Below are 16,740 nucleotides of genomic sequence, written 5' to 3'. Positions count from 1 at the left end.
TTTTGTCGTGGGCTGCGATTCTTTTGTTTATCAGCCGGGCCCCGCGGGGGTCAACTCCCCCCCACGGGCCCCGCCCTGGACGGCCTTCGCGGACGTGTTCGCTCCACGTCCGAGACGGCTACCCCAGCAGAGCGCGAACGATATCCACGCTCGACGCCGCCACGGCTGCGAACGGGGCGAAGGCCCAGAACACACGTCGTGTGCGCACGAACCGACGCCACCAACGCTTCCGATGCAGCGGCCTGCCTTCCCTGTCAGGACCCACTTCGGCATCCCTCCCTTCGAACAGGGGTGCGCACTATGCGCACGCCTCGGCACGCACTCACCTCTCGGGAGGGCGTGCCGACGAGCGGCACTGTGACAACAAACCTGCTGCAAAGGGCCTTGCGGAGAAACCCTATCGGCCCTATTCCTGCCTTCGAGGCAGAACATCGAAATTCAGAGAACTGGACTTGGCTGGTAAGGATGAAGGGACGAGCAGCCTCCATCTGGTGACAGAGGCCGGCTGCTCGTTTTTGAGTCCGCGTCGTCGGGAGGCAGGAAGGCCACTACGTGTTCAACGTCGAGGACAGCGACCACCGCTGCCTCCACCCGGGAGGTGGATGCGGCGGACACTGCCGTCGGCCGGTCCGCGGCCTATCGTGGTCAGGTCCACGCCCATGGCAGCGAGCTCGACCAGGTCCCCAGCACCTGCTCGGCTTCGGCGATCACCGAGACCGTCGGCCCGGTGATGACATCTACGGTGTTTCTCCCGAAGTGCCGGAGTCGGTGAAAGTACTCGAGAATGCCCTCAAGCTCACCTAAAGTGGCAGGTCAGTAAGTCTGCTCCCCGCACCCGCGGGGATGACCCTCTGGTTGATTCCCGGGTATTGGGACGCGGGGCCTGCTCCCCGCACCCGCGGGGATGACCCGCCCCGGGACGAGACGGTGGACAAGTTCACGAACTGCTCCCCGCACCCGCGGGGATGACCCCTCGCCGAGCTGGCCGGGATAGATCGGACAACCCTGCTCCCCGCACCCGCGGGGATGACCCGGTCGACGCGTCAGCCAACACGGTCACCGTCGCCTGCTCCCCGCACCCGCGGGGATAGTCTGCTTTACCCATGCCGAGAGAATCTGGCACAAGACCGCCGCATGCCCGCCGGCCAGTGCTTGTTCCTAGGGGCAGAGGCCCGGCGGTCCCTGGAAGTGGGCGGCCTGCCGGGGGGGTGTCACCGGGCGGCGCGATGGCCGTCAGTATTTCCCGCTGCCTCCCCCTCCAAGAACCCAGATCCTGGCCATCGTGTTTGCGGAGTGCGGCCAAGGCTGCATTTTGGGTGTCGGCCGCTGTGGCAGGTACTGGGCCAGGAGCCTGAAATCCGACGCTGCGCGGGGTCGCAACGCTTCGGGCGCCGCGTCGCGCACGAGGATGCAGGCGGGCAACACGAACGAAGCCGGGGCACGGGTACGGGTACGGGTACGGGTACGGGTACGGGTACGGGCACGGTGTTGAGGTTTCCCGGGGCCGTGCACAGTGGCGGCCATCGGCCGCCCTCTCCCGCTGCGCTCCGTCGAGACGCAAGGAGCACGTATGACGACGTCGGCCCAGTCAGCTCAGTCGGCCCGGTCGGTCCCGACCCCCGGTCAGGTCACCATGACCCTCTCCGCGATCGCCGCCACCGCGGCGGTCCCCCGGCCGTCGGGTGAAACCCGGGAGGAGCAGGCCCTGCGCGCCAGGGTCGGCATCACCGCGCTGCTGCAAGACGGCGCGCTCGCCACGGGCGGCACGTGGCAGCTGAAGTGGCTGGGGCTCAGCCCGGACAATGCGAACCTCGCGTACATCGCCTGGAACTCGGACGGCTCGAACCAGATCGCCGTGGCCGTCCGCGGCACGGTCTCCCATCCGGCCGACATGATGGAGGACCTCGACGTCGGCACGGTGGTGCCGTTCCTCCCCGACGGATCGACGGAGCTCGCCGTCTCGGCGGGCGCCATGGCCGCGTTCACGCAGGTCGCCAATGCGCGCGGCATCACGGCGGTGCCCGCCGGGCAGGTGCCGGACGACGTCATCCCGGTGGGCGCCACGCTCACGCAGGCACTGGCCGCCCTCCTCGCGTTCGTGCCGTCCGCGCCCCGGCCGACGGTCTACGTGACCGGTCACAGCCTGGGCGGCTGCATCGCCACCATGCTCGCCGCGTACCTCCAGGCCCGGACCTGGGCGCCGAACACGCCGCAGTTCGCGCTCATCACCTTCGCCGCCCCCACCGCCGGCCTGCAGGGCTTCGCCGACTACGTCGACGACCGGCAGTGGAGCCTGCACGAGCGCCACGTCAACGCGTACGACGTGGTCCCGCTGGCCTGGTCCGATCTGCTCGTCGCCAGGAAGTGGTACCCGGAACCGGTTGCGAACGACACGGTGAAGCTCCTCCTGACGGAGATCGACCTGCTCAAGAAGGACAACGTCTACGTCCAGCCCGATGCCGACACCCCCGTCAAGTGGAACGGGAACTACTCCTGGTACGACACGTTCCTCATCAACAAGACCACCAGCGATTTCCTGGGCCAGGTCGCGTTCCCCCACTCCAACTTCTCGTACCTGCACCTGCTGGGCGCACCCCCGGTCCCCGCCGGCCCGAGGGTGACCGCGGTGAATCCCACCGCCGGGCAGGGAGGCAGGGAGATCATCATCAGCGGCAGCGGTTTCACCCCGGACAGCGTCGTCGACTTCGGCCCGATCCCGTGCACCGAGTACGCCATCGACCTGTCCGGCAGCTGGATCACGGCGATGGCGCCCGAGGGGGTCGGCATCGTCGACGTCCGCGTCACCAACCTGCTCGGTACGTCGCCCGCCGTCCCGCTCGGGCAGTTCGCCTACGACGGGCCCGCGCCCGTGGTGGTCAGCTCGGTCGTCCCGCGCAACGGGCAGCACGGCACGCGGGTCACCATCGAAGGTTCGGGCTTCGCAGCGGACGCGTCGGTGCGGTTCAAGGACCACACCGCGCACGACGTCTGCGTCGAGTCCTCGACCCTGATCAAGGCGACGGCGCCGCTCCGGCTGCTCGACGAGGTGATCGCGGACGATACGAAGACGGTCGACGTCACCGTGACGGTCGGCGTGGCCACGTCGCCCACCGGCCCGGGCGACGAATTCACGTACCAGGCTTGAGGCGCCGGGCGGCCGGCGTTCGGGCGAGGGCCACGGTGCTGAGGCCGAACATCAGCACGCCGAGGGGGACGTGGAGCGAGGGCATGTGCGCGATGCCGAGGACCACCTGCACCGAGGCGAGGGCGAGGAAGCCGGTGGCGTGCAGGACGGGGCGGGGCGTTCCGCCGCCCGGCCGCCACGCGAGGACCGCGGCGAGTACGTACAGCATCGAGGCGCCGTACATCACGCGTGCTCCGACGCTGTGCAGCGTCTCGCCGTAGGAAGTGGACAGCAGCATGCCGGCGGTCGTCGCCTGGAAGAACAGGGCCAGGGTCTGCAGGGCCGTCGCGGTCCTGAGGAACGTCAGGCCGCCGCCCTGGGCGGCCGCCGTTGTCGTCCGTCTCGCCATGGTGTGGTCCCCCTCGTGTGCGGTGTGTGCGGTGTGTGCGGTGTGTGCGGTGTGTGCGGTGTGTGCGGTGTGTGCGGTGTGTGCGGTGTGTGTGGTGGTGGGCGGTGTTCGGGCCGCCGTCGGTCTCAGCGCAGGGTGAGCGGGGTCTCGGAGGTGACCCGGGTCAGCTTCTCGGGGTTGCGGACGAAGTAGAGGCCGGTGATGCGTCCGTCCTCGACGCGTACGGCCATGACGGCGTCGAACGCGCCGTTGACGTACACGGCGAGTGCTGGGTTGCCGTTGACCACGGTGGGTTCGCAGGCGATCGTGGCCCCGGCCTTGGCGGTGCCGCCGAGGTAGAAGCGGACGAACTTCTCGGCGCCGACGACGGGCCTGGGCGCGGCCCGCTTGATGCCGCCGCCGTCGCTGAGCAGGACGACGTCGGGGGCGAGCACGTCGAGGAGGGCCTGCGGGTTCCCGGTTTCCAGGGCGCGCCGGAACGACTCCAGGGCAGCCCGGGTCTCGCTCGCGGACGCCGTCCTGCGGGGGCGGCGTGCGTCGACGTGCCGACGGGCGCGGTGGGCGATCTGGCGGACGGCGGCGGGGGACTTGCCGACGGCCTCGGCGATCTCGTCGTACCCGACGTCGAAGACCTCGCGCAGCACGAACACGGCCCGCTCGGTCGGGGAGAGGCTCTCCAGGACGAGCATCATCGCCATCGACATGCTCTCGGCGAGTTCGACGTCCTCGGCCACGTCGGGCGTGGTGAGCAGCGGCTCGGGCAGCCACTGGCCGACGTAGGCCTCCCTGCGGCGCTTCATGCTGCGCAGCCGGTTGAGCGCCTGGCGGGTCGTGATCCGCACCAGGTAGGCGCGCTGGTCGCGTACGTGGTCGAGGTCGACCCCGACCCAGCGCAGCCAGGTCTCCTGGAGGACGTCCTCGGCGTCGGCGGCCGAGCCGAGCATCTCGTAGGCGACGGTGAACAGCAGGTTGCGGTGCGCGACGAACGTCTCGGTCGCCGGGTCCGTGGCGGTGTGGTCGGTCATGTCTCGTCTACTCGTCTCTCGTTCCGTCTGAGGCCCGGGTGGCCGTCGGTCAGGCTGCCCGTTCGGCGGCGGTCGACGCCCGACCGCGCTCGGTCTGCGACTGCGACTGCGACTGCAACTGCGCCTGCACCAGTAGCTGTTCCCGGCGCTTGTCGCCCGCGGGCCAGCTGTGCGTACCGGGCTTGCGTGCCTCGTTGGCCAGGTGCTTGACGCTGAACGAGCAGCTGAGCTCCTTGAGCTTCGCTCCTGCGCGGCCACCGACGTAGAGCCGCATCGCCGTGTCGTCCTTGTGGGCGAGCTGGAAGACGGCGGCCCGGCGCCCCAGGCTGAGGCACATGGCGGGGAACGACAGGTCGACGGGCGCGGGCTGCTCCCCCGCGATACGCCGGAGCACGGTGTCGGCGGCGTGGGCGCCCAGGCATCCCGCGCCATAGGCGCTCATCCGGAACGGCAGGTCCGACGGTGCCGCCGAGTCCCCGGCGGCGACGATGCGTTCGTCGGCCACGCTGGTCAGCGTCTCGTCCGTGAGTAGGCGTCCTGCCGCGTCGGTGCGCAGCCCGCTGCGCACCGCCAGGTCCGGCACGCCGAATCCAGCGGTCCAGATCGTCACCGCACTGGGCAGCTCGCGGCCGTCCCGGAGCCGTACGGCGTCACGCGTCACCGCCGTCACCTTGGTGTCGGGTCCCTCCAGGACGGTCACCCCGAGCCGGGCGAGCCGTCTGGCGACCGTACGCCGCGCCCGGGGGTGCAGGTAGGGCCCGAGGACGCCGCCGCAGGCCAGGGTCACCCGGCGGCCCTGCTCCGCCAGTTCGGCCGCCGTCTCGATGCCGGTCGGCCCGGCGCCGACGACCGACACCGCAGCCGCCGCGGGCGCGGCGCCGAGCACCGACCGCAGGCGCTGCGCCGCCTCCAGGGTCGCGATCGGGTGTGCGAACTCGGCCGCTCCGGGGACGCCCGGCTCGGCGCTGCCGCTGCCCACCGCGTACAGCAGGTAGTCGTAGCCGAGGGTGCCGCCGCTCGCCAGCGCCACGTTCCGCCCGGCCGCGTCGATCCGGGTCACGGTGCCGACGACCAGCCGGACGCCCTCGGCAAGGATCCCGCGATAGTCGACGACCGCCTCGTGGGTTCCGCCCACCAGCTGGTGAAGGCGGAGCCGGGGGACGAAAGCCGGGCGCGGGTTGATCAGGGTCACGGTCACGTCGTCGCGCTGCGTCAGGCGGTTGGCGGCCATCACGCCGGCGTACCCGCCGCCGATCACGACGACGTGGGTCTGCTCGCTCATGGTGTCTCCTCCGTGTCCAGCGGGTCGACCACGAGACACCGGACGATCGGCCGCCGTGACAGCATGTGAGCCAGATCACTCCGAGGGCCGGCCGTCGTCCCCGCGGCCGGTCCGGACCACCTTCCGCGCGGTCCCGATCAGCGTCAGCACGACGTACTGGCCCGTCTGGAAAGGGAAACGGACGTCTGGGTGGCTTCCGCCGACGAGCTCGTACGGCTACTTCCGTGTGCGGCCGCGTGCGGTACAGGCGTGGCACGAGGAGCACGAGGAGCACGAGCTGCCGGGCCGGCACCTCCATGCGGGACGGGGCCTGGATCGTCTGACCCCGGCCCGGGGCAGCTCTGGCAGGATGGTGCCGTGTTCGATTTTGGCGTCGTGGGTTACCGGCCGGTGTGGTGGGACGACCGTCGTGACGTCGTGCGTGAGCACGGGAGTCGCCTGCGGGGTCTCGCCGGCCGGACGCTCACGAGGGCTTGGATGGTCTGGGACCTCAGGGACGACGAGTGGTTCTGCGACTGCCCGGTGTTGTTCGACTTCGACGGCGAGCAGGTCGAGATCAACCACCACACATTCGGTGAACTCTCCCTCACGTGGAACACGGTCGACCCCACTCGTCCGGTCCAGTGGCCCGGCTTCGACCTGCAGTGGCGTTCCGAGCCCCTTCCTGAACTCCGGGCCCTGCGGGGGCTGCCGCTCAAGGGTGCCGAACTGCTCGAATGGACGGGCAGGGACGTCGCTCGGGGAAACGTCGACGTGAGCTTCGCCTTCGAGACCGGTCGCGTGACCGTCTTCAACGCGCTCGACGAGAACGGCGTGACCTTCGATCCTCCCGGTCCGAGCCAGCGGTCCCACCCGTTCCACTGACGCACCCGGGGTCGGGTAGCCCGCCGTGCGGTGGCGGGACGTCCGGGAGCGCCGGTGCGTGGTGCACCCCGGTGCTCCCGGGACGGCACGGGCGGCCGAGGTCCGGTTCAGTTGTCCTCGGTGGCGTCCCGGTCCGCGGCGGATGCCGCCTGCTCGGCGGCGTCCAGTTTCTGCTGCATGTCCGCGACCTGCCCGGACTGCCCGGCGGGCGCGGACTCCGCCCCGCCGCCGCAGCCGGTGAGGAGCAGCGCCGCTCCGGCGGCCAGGGCCGCGAGTGCGGCGGCGCCGCGGATCCGGGCGGTCACTTGGTCCCCCGGGCGGCGCACCAGGCGCTGACGCCCTTCAGGTCGGTCTGGCGCTTCTGCAGGGTCGCCGGCATGTTCTTGCGGGCGGTCAGACGGTCGTTGAGGTAGGTGTGCACCTCGGTGTGCCCGGCGGCCTTGGCCTCGGCGACGCGCTTCTCCAGCCGGGCGATCGACCCGGGCACGGTGACGTCACCGTTCAGCCGGGTGAGGGCGGCGTTGATCCGGGCTTCGACCTTCGGGAGGCGCTTGCAGAGGGCCTCGGCGCCGTCGCCCTTCGGCGCGGCCTTCGCCGACGGCGCGGCGGACGGGGTGCCGGCACCGGTGTCGGCCTGCGCGGGCGAGGCGCCGAGCAGCGCACCGGCCAGTACGACGGTGCCGAGAGCGGCAGCGGTCCTGCGGTTCGTGAGCATGCGGGTTCCCCTTCGGTGTCGGTGTGCACTCGGCCGCCGCCGCACGGGCGGTCCCGCGGCCGGGCAGCAACGTAGGGACCGTTCTTGTGGTTTCTTTGTGACCGTTCCACCCCCGACCCCCGACTCCCGAACCCCCACCCCCCGACCCCCCCACCCCCCACCCCCCACCCCCCGACCCCCCGACGCTCGACCTCCGCCCGCCCCCGCGCCCGCCGGGCTCAGGCGTCCGACGACGCGATCCAGGCGCGCCGCACCGGCAGCGGCGGGGCGGGGGAGTCCGCAACGGGCAGGGGGAGGCGTACGGTGAACCGCGCGCCCGTGCCGTCCGGCGCGTCCTCCACGGTGACGGTGCCGTGGTGCAGCGACGCCTGCTGCGCGACCAGGGTCAGGCCCAGCCCGGAGCCGGGGCTGCCCGGGCGGTGGTGGAACCGCTGGAAGACCGCCTCCCGCTCGGCGGCCGGGATGCCGGGGCCCGCGTCGTCCACGGTGAGGACGGCACTGCCGTCCTCCGCCCGGAGCCGTACGGTGATCCGCGGCGGTTCCTGCGGGAGGCGGCCGTGTACGACGGCGTTGGCCAGCAGGTTGGCGAACAGGATCCGCAGCCCCGCCTCCCAGCCGAAGAGCCGCAGCTCGGCGGGTAGATCGGCGCTCAACCGCGCCTCCGGGTGGCGGCGGGCGGCCTCTCCGACCGCCGAGTCCACCAGCTCGCACAGGTCGAGCGGGGCGTACGCGGAGACGTCCACCAGGTCGCCGAGGGCGAGCATGCGCAGGGCCGTCAGGAGTTCGAGCAGCCGCGCGTGGTCGCTCTGCAGGTCCTGCACCACCTCCGCCCGCTCCTCGGCGGGCAGGTCGGGATGCGCGGCGAGGACGTCGAGGTCGGTCCGCATGCTCATGAGCGGCGTGCGCAGCTCGTGCGAGGCCGCCGAGGAGAAGGAGCGGGCGGTGTCCAGCGCCTGTGCGGTCCTGGCGGCCTGCTCGTCGTAGCGGGCCAGTAGCCCGGCGATCGCTGCGGACAGCTCGTCCACCTCGGCCACGCCGGCCGGCGCGGGGGCGAAGGCCGCGGCGCCCGCCGCCGGGTCGAGGGCGGCCGCCCGGCGGCTCAGCTGCCGCACGGAGGCGGTGGCGCGCCCGGCCAGCCCGTACGCCACCAGGCCGGACACGGGGGCCGCCAGTACGGCGACCAGCAGGACGCGCCGGCGTAGGGCCGCGAGCTGCGGATCCGTCGCCGAGGCCGGGGCGAACAGCCACAGCGTGCCCGGCGCGGGACCGGCCACCGGCACGCTGAGCACCCGCCAGGCGCGGCCCTTGGCCCGGACGGTGACCGGGCCGTCCGGGGTCTGCTCCGGCAGCCGTACCGCGTCGGCGGGCTGCGGTCCGCCCTCCAGCACGACCGACGCCTGCGCGTTGCGGACCCGGATCCCGGCGTCCATGACGCCGCCGAGGACCTTGCGCTGCTGGTTCTGCTCCACCTTCGGCCGGTCGTTGCGGTCGGCGTTCAGCAGCGCCCTGACGTCCGGGAGGACCGCCGAGGCCCGGTCCTGCAGTCGGGCGTCCTGCTGCTGGCGCAGGTCCCGCTGGACGAGACCGAGCAGCAGCAGGCCCGCGGCGAGCACGAGCAGCGGCACGACCACGGTCACCGAGACCGCGACCCGGGCGGCGAGCTTCATGCGCCGCTCCGGCCGTCGTCGTCGACGGTGGTGGCGGTGGCGGTGGCGGTGGTGGCGGTGGCGGTGGCGATGGTGGTGGTGGCAGTGGTGCGCAGGACGAAGCCGACACCGCGCACGGTATGGATCAGGCGCGGCCGCCCGCCCTCCTCCAGCTTCCGGCGCAGGTAGCTGACGAACGTGTCGACGGCGTCGGTGCGGACCTCGAAGTCGTAGCCCCACACCCGGTCCAGCAGCTGGTCCCGGGTGAGGACGATGCCCGCATTGCGCACCAGGGTGGCCAGCAGCTCGAACTCCCGGCGGGTGAGGTGCACGGCGACCCCGTCGCGGTGCACCTCGCGGGTCGCCGGGTCGACCACCAGCGGGCCCGCCCGCAGCGGCGCGTCCGGGGCCGGCCCGGCGGGCCCCGCCGGACGGCGGCGCAACAACGCGCGCAGCCGCAGCACCAGCTCCTCCAGCGCGAACGGCTTGACCAGGTAGTCGTCCGCCCCCGCCTGCAACCCCGCGACCCGGTCGGCGAGCTCGTCGAGGGCCGACAGCATCAGGACGGGCGTCTCGTCGCCCCGCGCCCGCAGGGTCCGGCACACCTCCGTACCGGTCAGCCCGGGCATCGACACGTCCAGGACCAGGACGTCGGGGCTCCGTCCGGCGAGCAGCGCGAGCGCGCCGGGCCCGTCCGCGGCGAGCAGCACGGTGAAGCCGCTCAGCCGCAGCCCGCGCTCCAGTGACCGCCTGATGGCGGCGTCGTCGTCCGCCACGAGCACCACGCCGCCGGTGGCCGCACTTCCGGCCATACGCCCCACCTCCCCGTCCCCGGTCCATCCCGGAGCCGGGGCCCGACCCTCTCACGCCGGCCCGTACGACGCGCAGCCGGGCCGGCTGCCGGAGTCCCGCTCGGGCGGGCACGGTCGGCGCAGGTCGGCGGCTCCGTCGCCGGCACGCCGCCGGAGTCTGACGGCATGCGCCGTCCACGCGCGCGGGATTCCCGCAGTGGTCGGAGTGGTCCCCACCCGTGAGGTCCGGGGATACCGTGGGAGGCGTACCAGTTCCGCGCCGCCCCACGGAGCCCCGATGAGCGAACAGCCGGCCCCCGCCGACACCGCCCGGCAGCAGCTGGACCCCGCAGCCGCCGACGCGGTGCGCGCGTACGCCGCCCGGACCCGTGCCAACGCCGACCAGTTCGCCGCCGTCCTGGAGGACATCGCCGCCAACGGCCTGCCGCCGGTGGAGGATTGCACCCCGTGGGAGGAGCTGCGCGAACAGCACCTCGCCCGCCTCGCCGCCCAGCGCCCGGCCGTCGCCTGATGGCAGCACGGTACGGCCCGCGCCGTGCCCGGATCGCGTTCTCCGACTCCGCCGCCCAGCAGCTGGCGAACATCACCCGCGAGGCCGAGGTCCACGCCCTGGACCGCGCCCTGGTCGTCATCTCAGTCGACCCGGAGGTCGGCGAACCGATCCCCGGCGGCGGCGCCGCCGGCCCCCGGCTCCGCCAGTACACCGACGAAGTCGAGTCCGTCCGGGTCCTGTACTTCGTGACCGCCCTCAGGACGGTCGTCGTCGTGGCCTACATCGAGGTCTAGGTGGGCCATCTCATGACATGGGTTCCTCGCGGTCAGGCTCGGCGGCGTAGGACGTGAGGCGATCGGCGAGCGCGGTGACGAGGTCGCGGAGTTCATCGGGGCGCTCGATGACGAACGGCCGGTCGAGCGAGGCGAGTACCGGGGGCAACCAGTCGAGCCGCTCCGCCCGCAGCTCGACGCGCAGCCAGCGCTCGGTCGCGCGGTCCTCGCCGGCCGCGGACTCGTCCTCCTCCAGGCTCGCGACGCTGGCCGGAAGGTGGGCGCGGATCTGCTCAACTGTCCCGTGGATCCGCAAGGTCACCTCATGCTGGTACTCGGCCGTGGCGAACCCTGACAACACGCGCTGTTCCGGACCGGGACCCACTGGCGCTTCGAACGAGCCGGGCAGGGTCCGTGCGTCTGCGATGCGATCGAGCCGGAAGGTTCGGTCCTCGCCGATCTGGGCGTCCTTGCCCGTGACGTACCACCGGCCCGCATGGGCGACGATCCCGTACGCGTGCAGCGTGCGTTCGCTGCGCCGTCCGTCACGGTCGGTGTAGCGGATCGAGACCGGTCGGTGGTGGCGCACCGCATCGGCGATCGTGAGCAGGACCCCAGCGTCCGGGGTGTCGAACTCGCCGGGCTGCTCCGTGAAGGCGAGAGCTTCCAGGAGGGTCTCGAGCCGACGGGCGATGTGCTTGGGCAGCACCCGCCGGATCTTCGCCGACGCCGTCTCGCTTGCCGTGCGCTCCGTCGTCGTCAACCCTGCTCGGCGGCCCGCGACCAGGCCGAGCACCACGGCCAGCGCCTCGTCGTCGCTGAGCATGAGCGGAGGCAGGCGGTACCCGGGAGCCAGCCGGTACCCGCCGTAGCGGCCGCGCACCGATTCCACGGGCACGTCGAGGTCGATCAGTTGGTCCACATACCGGCGCACGGTGCGCCCTTCGACGCCGAGCCGGTCGGCGAGTTCGGCCACCGTCCGGGTGCCGCCCGACTGCAGCAGCTCCAGGAGTGTCAGCACGCGGCCGGTTGGTCGAGGCATGGCGGCAGCCTAACGCGAATACAGGACCGATTCTGTCCACTATTTCTCCTAGCCTGCGACGAACACGCCTCCAGCACAGCCAAGGAGATTCCCATGGACTTCGTCTCGATCCGCATCATCACCAGCGACGTCGCGCGCCTCGTCGACTTCTACGAGCGAGCCACCGGGGCGCGGGCGACGTGGGCCACCGAGGACTTCGCCGAACTCCGGACCGCGGGCGCCACCCTCGCGATCGCCGGCACCCGCACCGTCCCGTTGTTCGCCCCGGGCTCTGCCCGCCCGGCGGACAATCACAGCGTGATCACCGAGTTCCTCGTCGACGACGTGGACCGCGTTCACCAGAACCTGACCGGCTTCGTCACCGACTTCGTCAACGAGCCCACGACGATGCCCTGGGGCAACCGGTCGCTGCTGTTCCGCGACCCCGACGGCAACCTCGTCAACTTCTTCACCCCCGTCACCCCGGCGGCCATCGAAAAGTTCGCACGCTGACGCCACGCACAGCCGCTCACGACGCGGCCCCGGAGGGCGAGCACTGCCGCCCGCAGCCGGTCGGACACACCCAGACAGCCGCTTCCCCTTGTCGTCCAGCACCAGGTGCGGGGCCCGGGTTCCCGGGCGGCCGGAGAGTTCGAACGGGTTCTCCGCGACGGGCGGTTCGCCCTCCGCCACGTCGCGGGCGTCCTTGCCGGGGACGGACGCCCACAACGACGGGTAGCAGTAGCCGAGTTGCACGGTGGCCCGGCTCTCGGCCGATGACTGGTCGATGCGCGCCATCGTCTCGCGCACCGTGAACTCGGCGACCGGTCGGCGCTCGGCTTCGTAGGTGTCGAGCAGCGCACCGTCCGCGGAGCCGTCCAGGACGGCGGCCAGCTTCCAGGCGAGGTTATGGGCGTCCTGGACGCCGGTGTTCCCGCCGAATCCGCCCGCCGGGGGCATCGCGTGCGCGGAGTCACCCACCAGGAACGCCCGGCCTTCCCGGAAGCGGTCGGCGACCAGCGCCGCGCTCTCCCAGGCCATCGCGTTGTGCACGCTGATCTCCAGGCCCGAGTCGTCGGCGGCCACCCGCACCAGTTCCCGAGTTCCACCGTTGATCAACGTACCGGTCCGTGGGGAACCGCGGCGGAGTACATGGCGCGGTTCCCCTTGCTGGACAACGGATTTGAGGTGCCGGGCCGGCCGCCCGCTCCGCGTCGCCCCGCCGGGACTCCACGGTGATGCGGACGTCGGTGACGGATGCCCGATACCCTCTCCACGGCCACGTCCGGGTCGCGCAGCGACAGGAGGGGTGGTTGCGGCCGCCGGCCGCGTCGGGCCGCGGTACGGTCCCCGGGGCCGCCCGACAGATCGGACGGCGCGGCACCGACCACCACCCCGAGCGGCGTCGGCCAGCCGCGCAGGGCGTGCACGGTGTCGCGCGAGCTGCGCAGCGCGGCGGCCGGCCCCTGCGGCCCGGCCGGGCCTCGACGCGCCGTCCGTCCCGGACGAGCCGGCCGGCCAGCGCGAGCGCGAGGGTGGTCCCGCCACCAGCCCTGTCAGTGCCGCTTGCTAGAACTGGCAGCACATTCACGCGGCGCACACCACGGCGCGACGCACGCGACGCACGCGACACACGAGGAACGGCGGGGAACCATGAGCTACCCGAGGCACCTGACGGAGTCGTACGGGCTTCCCGTCTTCACCTTCCCCGGCCCGGACGGCGAGGACCCGACCCTGCCCGAGGCGGACGCCGTCGCCTGGCGCATCGCCTCCGACACCTACGACGCCGAAGAGAGCTGGACCGAGGCCTTCGCCCGCTTCACCGCCGCCGTCGACACCACCCGCGTCCGCGCGATCGTCGTCGGAGCCTGGGAGGACGCGTACGACGACGGGCCCGAGGAGATCATCGACGCGCTCGTGGCCGCCCGCCACGGGCTCCCCGCCCTGCGGGCCCTGTTCCTCGGCGACATGGAGTCCGAGGAATGCGAGCTCTCCTGGATCACCCAGGGCGACGTCGGCCCGCTCCTGGACAACTTCCCCGACCTGGAGGAGTTCGGCGTCCGCGGCGGCAGCGGCCTCGTCTTCCAGCCTGTCACCCACCGCCGGCTGCGCTCCCTCACCGTCGAGACCGGCGGCATGCCCGCCCGGGCCGTGCGCAACATCGCCGCCAGTGACCTGCCCGCCCTGGAGCACCTCGACCTCTGGCTCGGCACCGCCAACTACGGCGCGGAGTGCGAGCTGACCGACGTCGAGCCCATCATGGCCGGGGACCGGCTGCCGAGCCTGCGCCACCTGGCCCTGCGCAACAGCGACATCCAGGACGAGATCGCCACCGCCATGGCGTCCGCGCCCGTCGTGGCCCGGCTGGACACCCTCGACCTGTCCATGGGCGTCCTCACCGACGAGGGCGGCGCCGCGCTCCTCGGCGGCCAGCCCCTCACCCACCTCAAGAAGCTCGACCTCCACCACAACTACCTCAGCGCCCCGCTGGAGCAGCGCTTCCGGGACACCCTGGAGGGCGCCGGCGTCGCCCTCGCCCTCGACCGGGGCCGCGCCTACGAGGACGAGTGGGACGGCCGCACCATGCGCTTCGTCGCCGTCGGCGAGTAGCGAGCCGGACCGTGACGCAGCACACGCCCCCGCGCTGGGCGGTCGTCGGCAACCCGGCGAACCGCCGCGTCGCCCTGTTCACCCGGGCCGTGCGCGAGGCCGGACGACCCGCGCCCCGCGTCGTGCCCTGGGCCCGCGTCCTGCGCGAGGGCGGTGCGGCCTTCGCCGCCGACGAGCTGGTACGCCTCGACTCGCCGGGGGAGGACCCCGAGGTCGACCGGATCCTGCGCGGCGTCACCGACCCCACCCGCGTCGAGGGCGGCGCCCGCTGGTACGCACGCTTCACCGCGGCCGTACGGACCCTCAGCGGCGGCCTCCGCCTCGACGACCCCGACGAACTGGCCGTCCTGTTCGACAAGCGGCACTGCCACCGGGCCCTCGACCGCGCCGGGGTGCCCGTACCGGCGTCCCCCACCTCCGGCGGGGCCGCCCCCGTGCGCGGCTGGGCCGACGTACGGGACCTGATGGCCGCACACGGCATGCCCCGCGTCTTCGTCAAGCCCGCCCACGGGTCCTCCGCGTCCGGCGTCGTCGCCGTCGAGACGGCCGGCCGGGGCCGGATCCGGGCGACCACCTCCGTCGAGACGGCCGAGGACGGCAGCCTGCACAACTCCCTGCGGGTCCGCCGCATCACGAACGAGCGGGAGACCGCCGCCCTGGTCGACGCCCTCGCCCCCGACGGGCTGCACGTCGAACGCTGGTGGCCCAAGGCCTCCGTCGGCGGCCGGGCGGCGGACCTGCGGGTGGTCGTCGTGGCCGGCCGCGCCACCCACGCCGTCGTACGCACCAGCCGCGCGCCCATGACCAACCTCCACCTCGGCGGAAGCCGCGGCGACCTCGCGGCCGTGGCCGCGGCCGCGGGCACCTGCTGGGCCCACGCACTGGAGACCTGCGAACGGGCCGCGGCCTGCTTCCCCGGCACCCTGTGCGTCGGCGTCGACCTGCTGCCCGCCGTCGGCTGGCGGCGGTTCGCCGTCGCCGAGGTCAACGCCTTCGGCGACCTGCTGCCCGGCCTCACCGGCCTGCCCGGCCGCGGAGCCGAGGGCCTCGACACCTACGCGGCCCAGGTCGCCGCCGCACCGCTCCACATCGCGAGGAACCACCGTGCACCTGCCTGACACCGACCCCCCGTCCCCCACGGACCTGCCCGACATGAACGAGGTCGTCGGCCGTGACGACCTGCTCCTGCTCACCCTGGACACCCTCCGCCACGACGTCGCCGTCGAGCTGGCCGCCGCCGGCCGCATCCCGCACCTCGCCCGCCACCTGCCCGGCGGGGCCTGGGAGCGGCGACACGCCCCCGGCAGCTTCACCTACGCCTCCCACCAGGCGATGTTCGCCGGGTTCCTGCCCACCCCCGCCGCGCCCGGACCGCACCCGCGGCTGTTCGCCGCCCGCTTCGCCGGCAGCGAGACCACCGCCGGGCGCACGTACGTCTTCGACACCCCGGACCTGGTGTCCGGCCTCGCCGCGGCCGGGTACCGCACGGTCTGCATCGGCGGCGTCGGCTTCTTCAACAAGCAGGGCGCCCTGGGCGACGTGCTCCCCGGGATGTTCCAGGAGAGCCACTGGGAGCCCGGCTTCGGCGTGGCGTCCCCCACCTCCTTCGAGGCGCAGGTCGAGCGCGCCGAGCAGGTCGTCGCCGGACTCCCCGCCGACCAGCGGCTGTTCCTCTTCCTCAACGCCTCCGCGCTGCACCAGCCGAACTGGTTCCACCTGCCCGGTGCCACCCGCGAGGCCGGGGACACCTGCGCCAGCCACGCAGCCGCGCTGGAATACGTCGACCGGCACATCGGCCGGCTCTTCGCCGCGATGAGCTCGCGCCGCCGCTGCTTCGCCATCGTCTGCTCCGACCACGGCACGACCTACGGCGACGACGGCTACACCGGCCACCGACTGGCCCACGAGGCCGTGTGGACCGTGCCGTACGCCCACTTCTTCCTGGAGCCGTCCGCATGACCGCCCCCGCCGTGCCCATGACCGCCCCCGCCGTGCCCGTGACCGCCCCCGCCGTGCCCATGACCGCCCCCGCCGTGCCCGTGACCGCCCCCGCCGTGCCCGCGCTGGTGACGGATCCCGCAGTGCGCCCGCGCCCGTACCAGAGCTACGTCTACGCCTACCCCCACAAGACCGCCTACGGGCCCCTGCCCGACCGGCCCGCGCTGCGCGACCTGTGGCGGGGCGAGGCCAAGGACGCCCTCTCGCTCTACCTCCACGTACCCTTCTGCGAGGTCCGCTGCGGATTCTGCAACCTGTTCACCCGCATCGGCGCCCCCGACGGCCTCACCGGCCGCTACCTCGACGCGCTCGACCGCCAGGCCGCCGCCGTCCGCGAGGCGCTCGGTGACGACGGCCCGGTACGGTTCGCGGCCCGCCCCCAGGGCGGGCGCGCCCCCCCCCTCCACCCCCCCCGCGCCGGCACCCCCCCCGGGGCCCGACCCCCGACACGCCACGGGGGGCCGCACCG

16 protein-coding genes, 2 pseudogenes and 1 CRISPR repeat array are annotated in these 16,740 nt (G+C 73.0%); of the genes and pseudogenes, 9 read left to right on the top strand and 9 right to left on the bottom strand.

Annotation, left to right across the window (positions count from 1 at the left end):
- Window positions 1-822 precede the first annotated feature (822 nt).
- Window positions 823-1,094: a CRISPR direct-repeat array (repeat unit 28 nt; unit sequence CTGCTCCCCGCACCCGCGGGGATGACCC).
- 476 nt (window positions 1,095-1,570) lie between these two features.
- On the top strand, window positions 1,571-3,145 hold the full coding sequence (locus ACFVGY_RS06705) for an IPT/TIG domain-containing protein (protein ID WP_385672044.1): 1,575 nt from the start codon (window positions 1,571-1,573) through the stop codon (window positions 3,143-3,145).
- Here ACFVGY_RS06705 and ACFVGY_RS06700 read toward each other — a convergent pair.
- The 3 genes from ACFVGY_RS06700 to ACFVGY_RS06690 all read right to left on the bottom strand — a co-directional run bounded on the left by ACFVGY_RS06700 (window position 3,129) and on the right by ACFVGY_RS06690 (window position 5,840).
- On the bottom strand, window positions 3,129-3,533 hold the full coding sequence (locus tag ACFVGY_RS06700; protein WP_385672041.1) for a hypothetical protein: 405 nt from the start codon (window positions 3,531-3,533) through the stop codon (window positions 3,129-3,131). The genes ACFVGY_RS06705 and ACFVGY_RS06700 overlap by 17 nt on opposite strands.
- A gap of 125 nt (window positions 3,534-3,658) precedes the next feature.
- Window positions 3,659-4,558 carry an RNA polymerase sigma-70 factor gene (locus ACFVGY_RS06695; protein ID WP_385672038.1) on the bottom strand — a complete coding sequence of 300 codons (900 nt, stop codon included), beginning with the start codon at window positions 4,556-4,558 and terminating at the stop codon, window positions 3,659-3,661.
- 49 nt (window positions 4,559-4,607) lie between these two features.
- Entirely contained in the window at window positions 4,608-5,840 is a 1,233-nt protein-coding gene (locus tag ACFVGY_RS06690) for an NAD(P)/FAD-dependent oxidoreductase (RefSeq protein ID WP_385672036.1), read from the bottom strand.
- A 477-nt stretch (window positions 5,841-6,317) separates the two neighbouring features.
- Between ACFVGY_RS06690 and ACFVGY_RS06685 the strand changes: the two genes are divergently transcribed.
- On the top strand, window positions 6,318-6,704 hold the full coding sequence (locus ACFVGY_RS06685) for a hypothetical protein (protein WP_385672033.1): 387 nt from the start codon (window positions 6,318-6,320) through the stop codon (window positions 6,702-6,704).
- A 107-nt stretch (window positions 6,705-6,811) separates the two neighbouring features.
- Here the strand turns inward: ACFVGY_RS06685 and ACFVGY_RS06680 are convergent, their stop codons facing one another.
- The 4 genes from ACFVGY_RS06680 to ACFVGY_RS06665 form a co-directional block, all read right to left on the bottom strand.
- The gene (locus tag ACFVGY_RS06680) at window positions 6,812-7,009 is read right to left on the bottom strand and encodes a hypothetical protein (protein ID WP_385672030.1); all 198 of its coding nucleotides are present in this window, start codon (window positions 7,007-7,009) and stop codon (window positions 6,812-6,814) included.
- A complete protein-coding gene (locus ACFVGY_RS06675; RefSeq protein ID WP_385672027.1) occupies window positions 7,006-7,419 on the bottom strand; it encodes a hypothetical protein in 414 nt (137 codons plus the stop codon). The genes ACFVGY_RS06680 and ACFVGY_RS06675 overlap by 4 nt, the downstream gene beginning before the upstream one ends.
- A gap of 218 nt (window positions 7,420-7,637) precedes the next feature.
- Complete coding sequence (locus ACFVGY_RS06670) at window positions 7,638-9,086, bottom strand: sensor histidine kinase (RefSeq protein WP_385672024.1); 1,449 nt, start codon at window positions 9,084-9,086, stop codon at window positions 7,638-7,640.
- A complete protein-coding gene (locus ACFVGY_RS06665) occupies window positions 9,083-9,877 on the bottom strand; it encodes a response regulator transcription factor (protein ID WP_385672021.1) in 795 nt (264 codons plus the stop codon). Before ACFVGY_RS06665 ends, ACFVGY_RS06670 begins: the two co-directional genes overlap by 4 nt.
- 277 nt (window positions 9,878-10,154) lie before the next feature.
- Between ACFVGY_RS06665 and ACFVGY_RS06660 the strand changes: the two genes are divergently transcribed.
- Both ACFVGY_RS06660 and ACFVGY_RS06655 read left to right on the top strand, forming a co-directional pair.
- Entirely contained in the window at window positions 10,155-10,388 is a 234-nt protein-coding gene (locus ACFVGY_RS06660; RefSeq protein WP_385672019.1) for a hypothetical protein, read from the top strand.
- Window positions 10,388-10,663 (top strand): hypothetical protein, encoded by a 276-nt coding sequence (locus tag ACFVGY_RS06655; protein WP_385672017.1) that lies wholly within the window; start codon window positions 10,388-10,390, stop codon window positions 10,661-10,663. The genes ACFVGY_RS06660 and ACFVGY_RS06655 overlap by 1 nt, the downstream gene beginning before the upstream one ends.
- Window positions 10,664-10,673: 10 nt before the next feature.
- Here ACFVGY_RS06655 and ACFVGY_RS06650 read toward each other — a convergent pair whose 3' ends face one another.
- Entirely contained in the window at window positions 10,674-11,684 is a 1,011-nt protein-coding gene (locus ACFVGY_RS06650) for a helix-turn-helix transcriptional regulator (RefSeq protein ID WP_385672015.1), read from the bottom strand.
- A gap of 93 nt (window positions 11,685-11,777) precedes the next feature.
- Between ACFVGY_RS06650 and ACFVGY_RS06645 the strand changes: the two genes are divergently transcribed.
- The gene (locus ACFVGY_RS06645) at window positions 11,778-12,176 is read left to right on the top strand and encodes a VOC family protein (protein WP_202198637.1); all 399 of its coding nucleotides are present in this window, start codon (window positions 11,778-11,780) and stop codon (window positions 12,174-12,176) included.
- A gap of 348 nt (window positions 12,177-12,524) precedes the next feature.
- On the opposite strand, the pseudogene ACFVGY_RS06640 reads toward ACFVGY_RS06645, so the two are convergent.
- A pseudogene (locus ACFVGY_RS06640) lies at window positions 12,525-12,704 on the bottom strand (FAD-dependent monooxygenase); the annotation flags it as partial.
- Between the two features lie 612 nt (window positions 12,705-13,316).
- On the opposite strand from ACFVGY_RS06640, the gene ACFVGY_RS06635 reads away from it, so the two are divergent.
- The 4 genes and pseudogenes from ACFVGY_RS06635 to ACFVGY_RS06620 form a co-directional block, all read left to right on the top strand.
- Entirely contained in the window at window positions 13,317-14,273 is a 957-nt protein-coding gene (locus tag ACFVGY_RS06635) for an STM4015 family protein (protein ID WP_385672012.1), read from the top strand.
- 11 nt (window positions 14,274-14,284) lie between these two features.
- On the top strand, window positions 14,285-15,391 hold the full coding sequence (locus ACFVGY_RS06630) for an STM4014 family protein (RefSeq protein ID WP_385672009.1): 1,107 nt from the start codon (window positions 14,285-14,287) through the stop codon (window positions 15,389-15,391).
- A gap of 34 nt (window positions 15,392-15,425) precedes the next feature.
- On the top strand, window positions 15,426-16,232 hold the full coding sequence (locus ACFVGY_RS06625; RefSeq protein WP_385672258.1) for an STM4013/SEN3800 family hydrolase: 807 nt from the start codon (window positions 15,426-15,428) through the stop codon (window positions 16,230-16,232).
- Between the two features lie 59 nt (window positions 16,233-16,291).
- A pseudogene (locus tag ACFVGY_RS06620) lies at window positions 16,292-16,740 on the top strand (hypothetical protein); the annotation flags it as partial.

This window comes from Streptomyces sp. NPDC127106 (genome assembly GCF_042677605.1).
Classification (GTDB): domain Bacteria; phylum Actinomycetota; class Actinomycetes; order Streptomycetales; family Streptomycetaceae; genus Streptomyces.
The sequence above is the reverse complement of the archived record's forward strand: the minus strand, read 5'-3'. Positions and strand labels throughout refer to the sequence as shown.

Coding starts and splice junctions, on each gene's coding strand:
- ACFVGY_RS06705 (WP_385672044.1), top strand. CDS start 1,571: ATGACGACGTCGGCCCAGTCAGCTCAGTCGGCCCGGTCGGTCCCGACC.
- ACFVGY_RS06700 (WP_385672041.1), bottom strand. CDS start 3,533: ATGGCGAGACGGACGACAACGGCGGCCGCCCAGGGCGGCGGCCTGACG.
- ACFVGY_RS06695 (WP_385672038.1), bottom strand. CDS start 4,558: ATGACCGACCACACCGCCACGGACCCGGCGACCGAGACGTTCGTCGCG.
- ACFVGY_RS06690 (WP_385672036.1), bottom strand. CDS start 5,840: ATGAGCGAGCAGACCCACGTCGTCGTGATCGGCGGCGGGTACGCCGGC.
- ACFVGY_RS06685 (WP_385672033.1), top strand. CDS start 6,318: ATGGTCTGGGACCTCAGGGACGACGAGTGGTTCTGCGACTGCCCGGTG.
- ACFVGY_RS06675 (WP_385672027.1), bottom strand. CDS start 7,419: ATGCTCACGAACCGCAGGACCGCTGCCGCTCTCGGCACCGTCGTACTG.
- ACFVGY_RS06670 (WP_385672024.1), bottom strand. CDS start 9,086: ATGAAGCTCGCCGCCCGGGTCGCGGTCTCGGTGACCGTGGTCGTGCCG.
- ACFVGY_RS06665 (WP_385672021.1), bottom strand. CDS start 9,877: ATGGCCGGAAGTGCGGCCACCGGCGGCGTGGTGCTCGTGGCGGACGAC.
- ACFVGY_RS06660 (WP_385672019.1), top strand. CDS start 10,155: ATGAGCGAACAGCCGGCCCCCGCCGACACCGCCCGGCAGCAGCTGGAC.
- ACFVGY_RS06655 (WP_385672017.1), top strand. CDS start 10,388: ATGGCAGCACGGTACGGCCCGCGCCGTGCCCGGATCGCGTTCTCCGAC.
- ACFVGY_RS06650 (WP_385672015.1), bottom strand. CDS start 11,684: ATGCCTCGACCAACCGGCCGCGTGCTGACACTCCTGGAGCTGCTGCAG.
- ACFVGY_RS06645 (WP_202198637.1), top strand. CDS start 11,778: ATGGACTTCGTCTCGATCCGCATCATCACCAGCGACGTCGCGCGCCTC.
- ACFVGY_RS06635 (WP_385672012.1), top strand. CDS start 13,317: ATGAGCTACCCGAGGCACCTGACGGAGTCGTACGGGCTTCCCGTCTTC.
- ACFVGY_RS06625 (WP_385672258.1), top strand. CDS start 15,426: ATGAACGAGGTCGTCGGCCGTGACGACCTGCTCCTGCTCACCCTGGAC.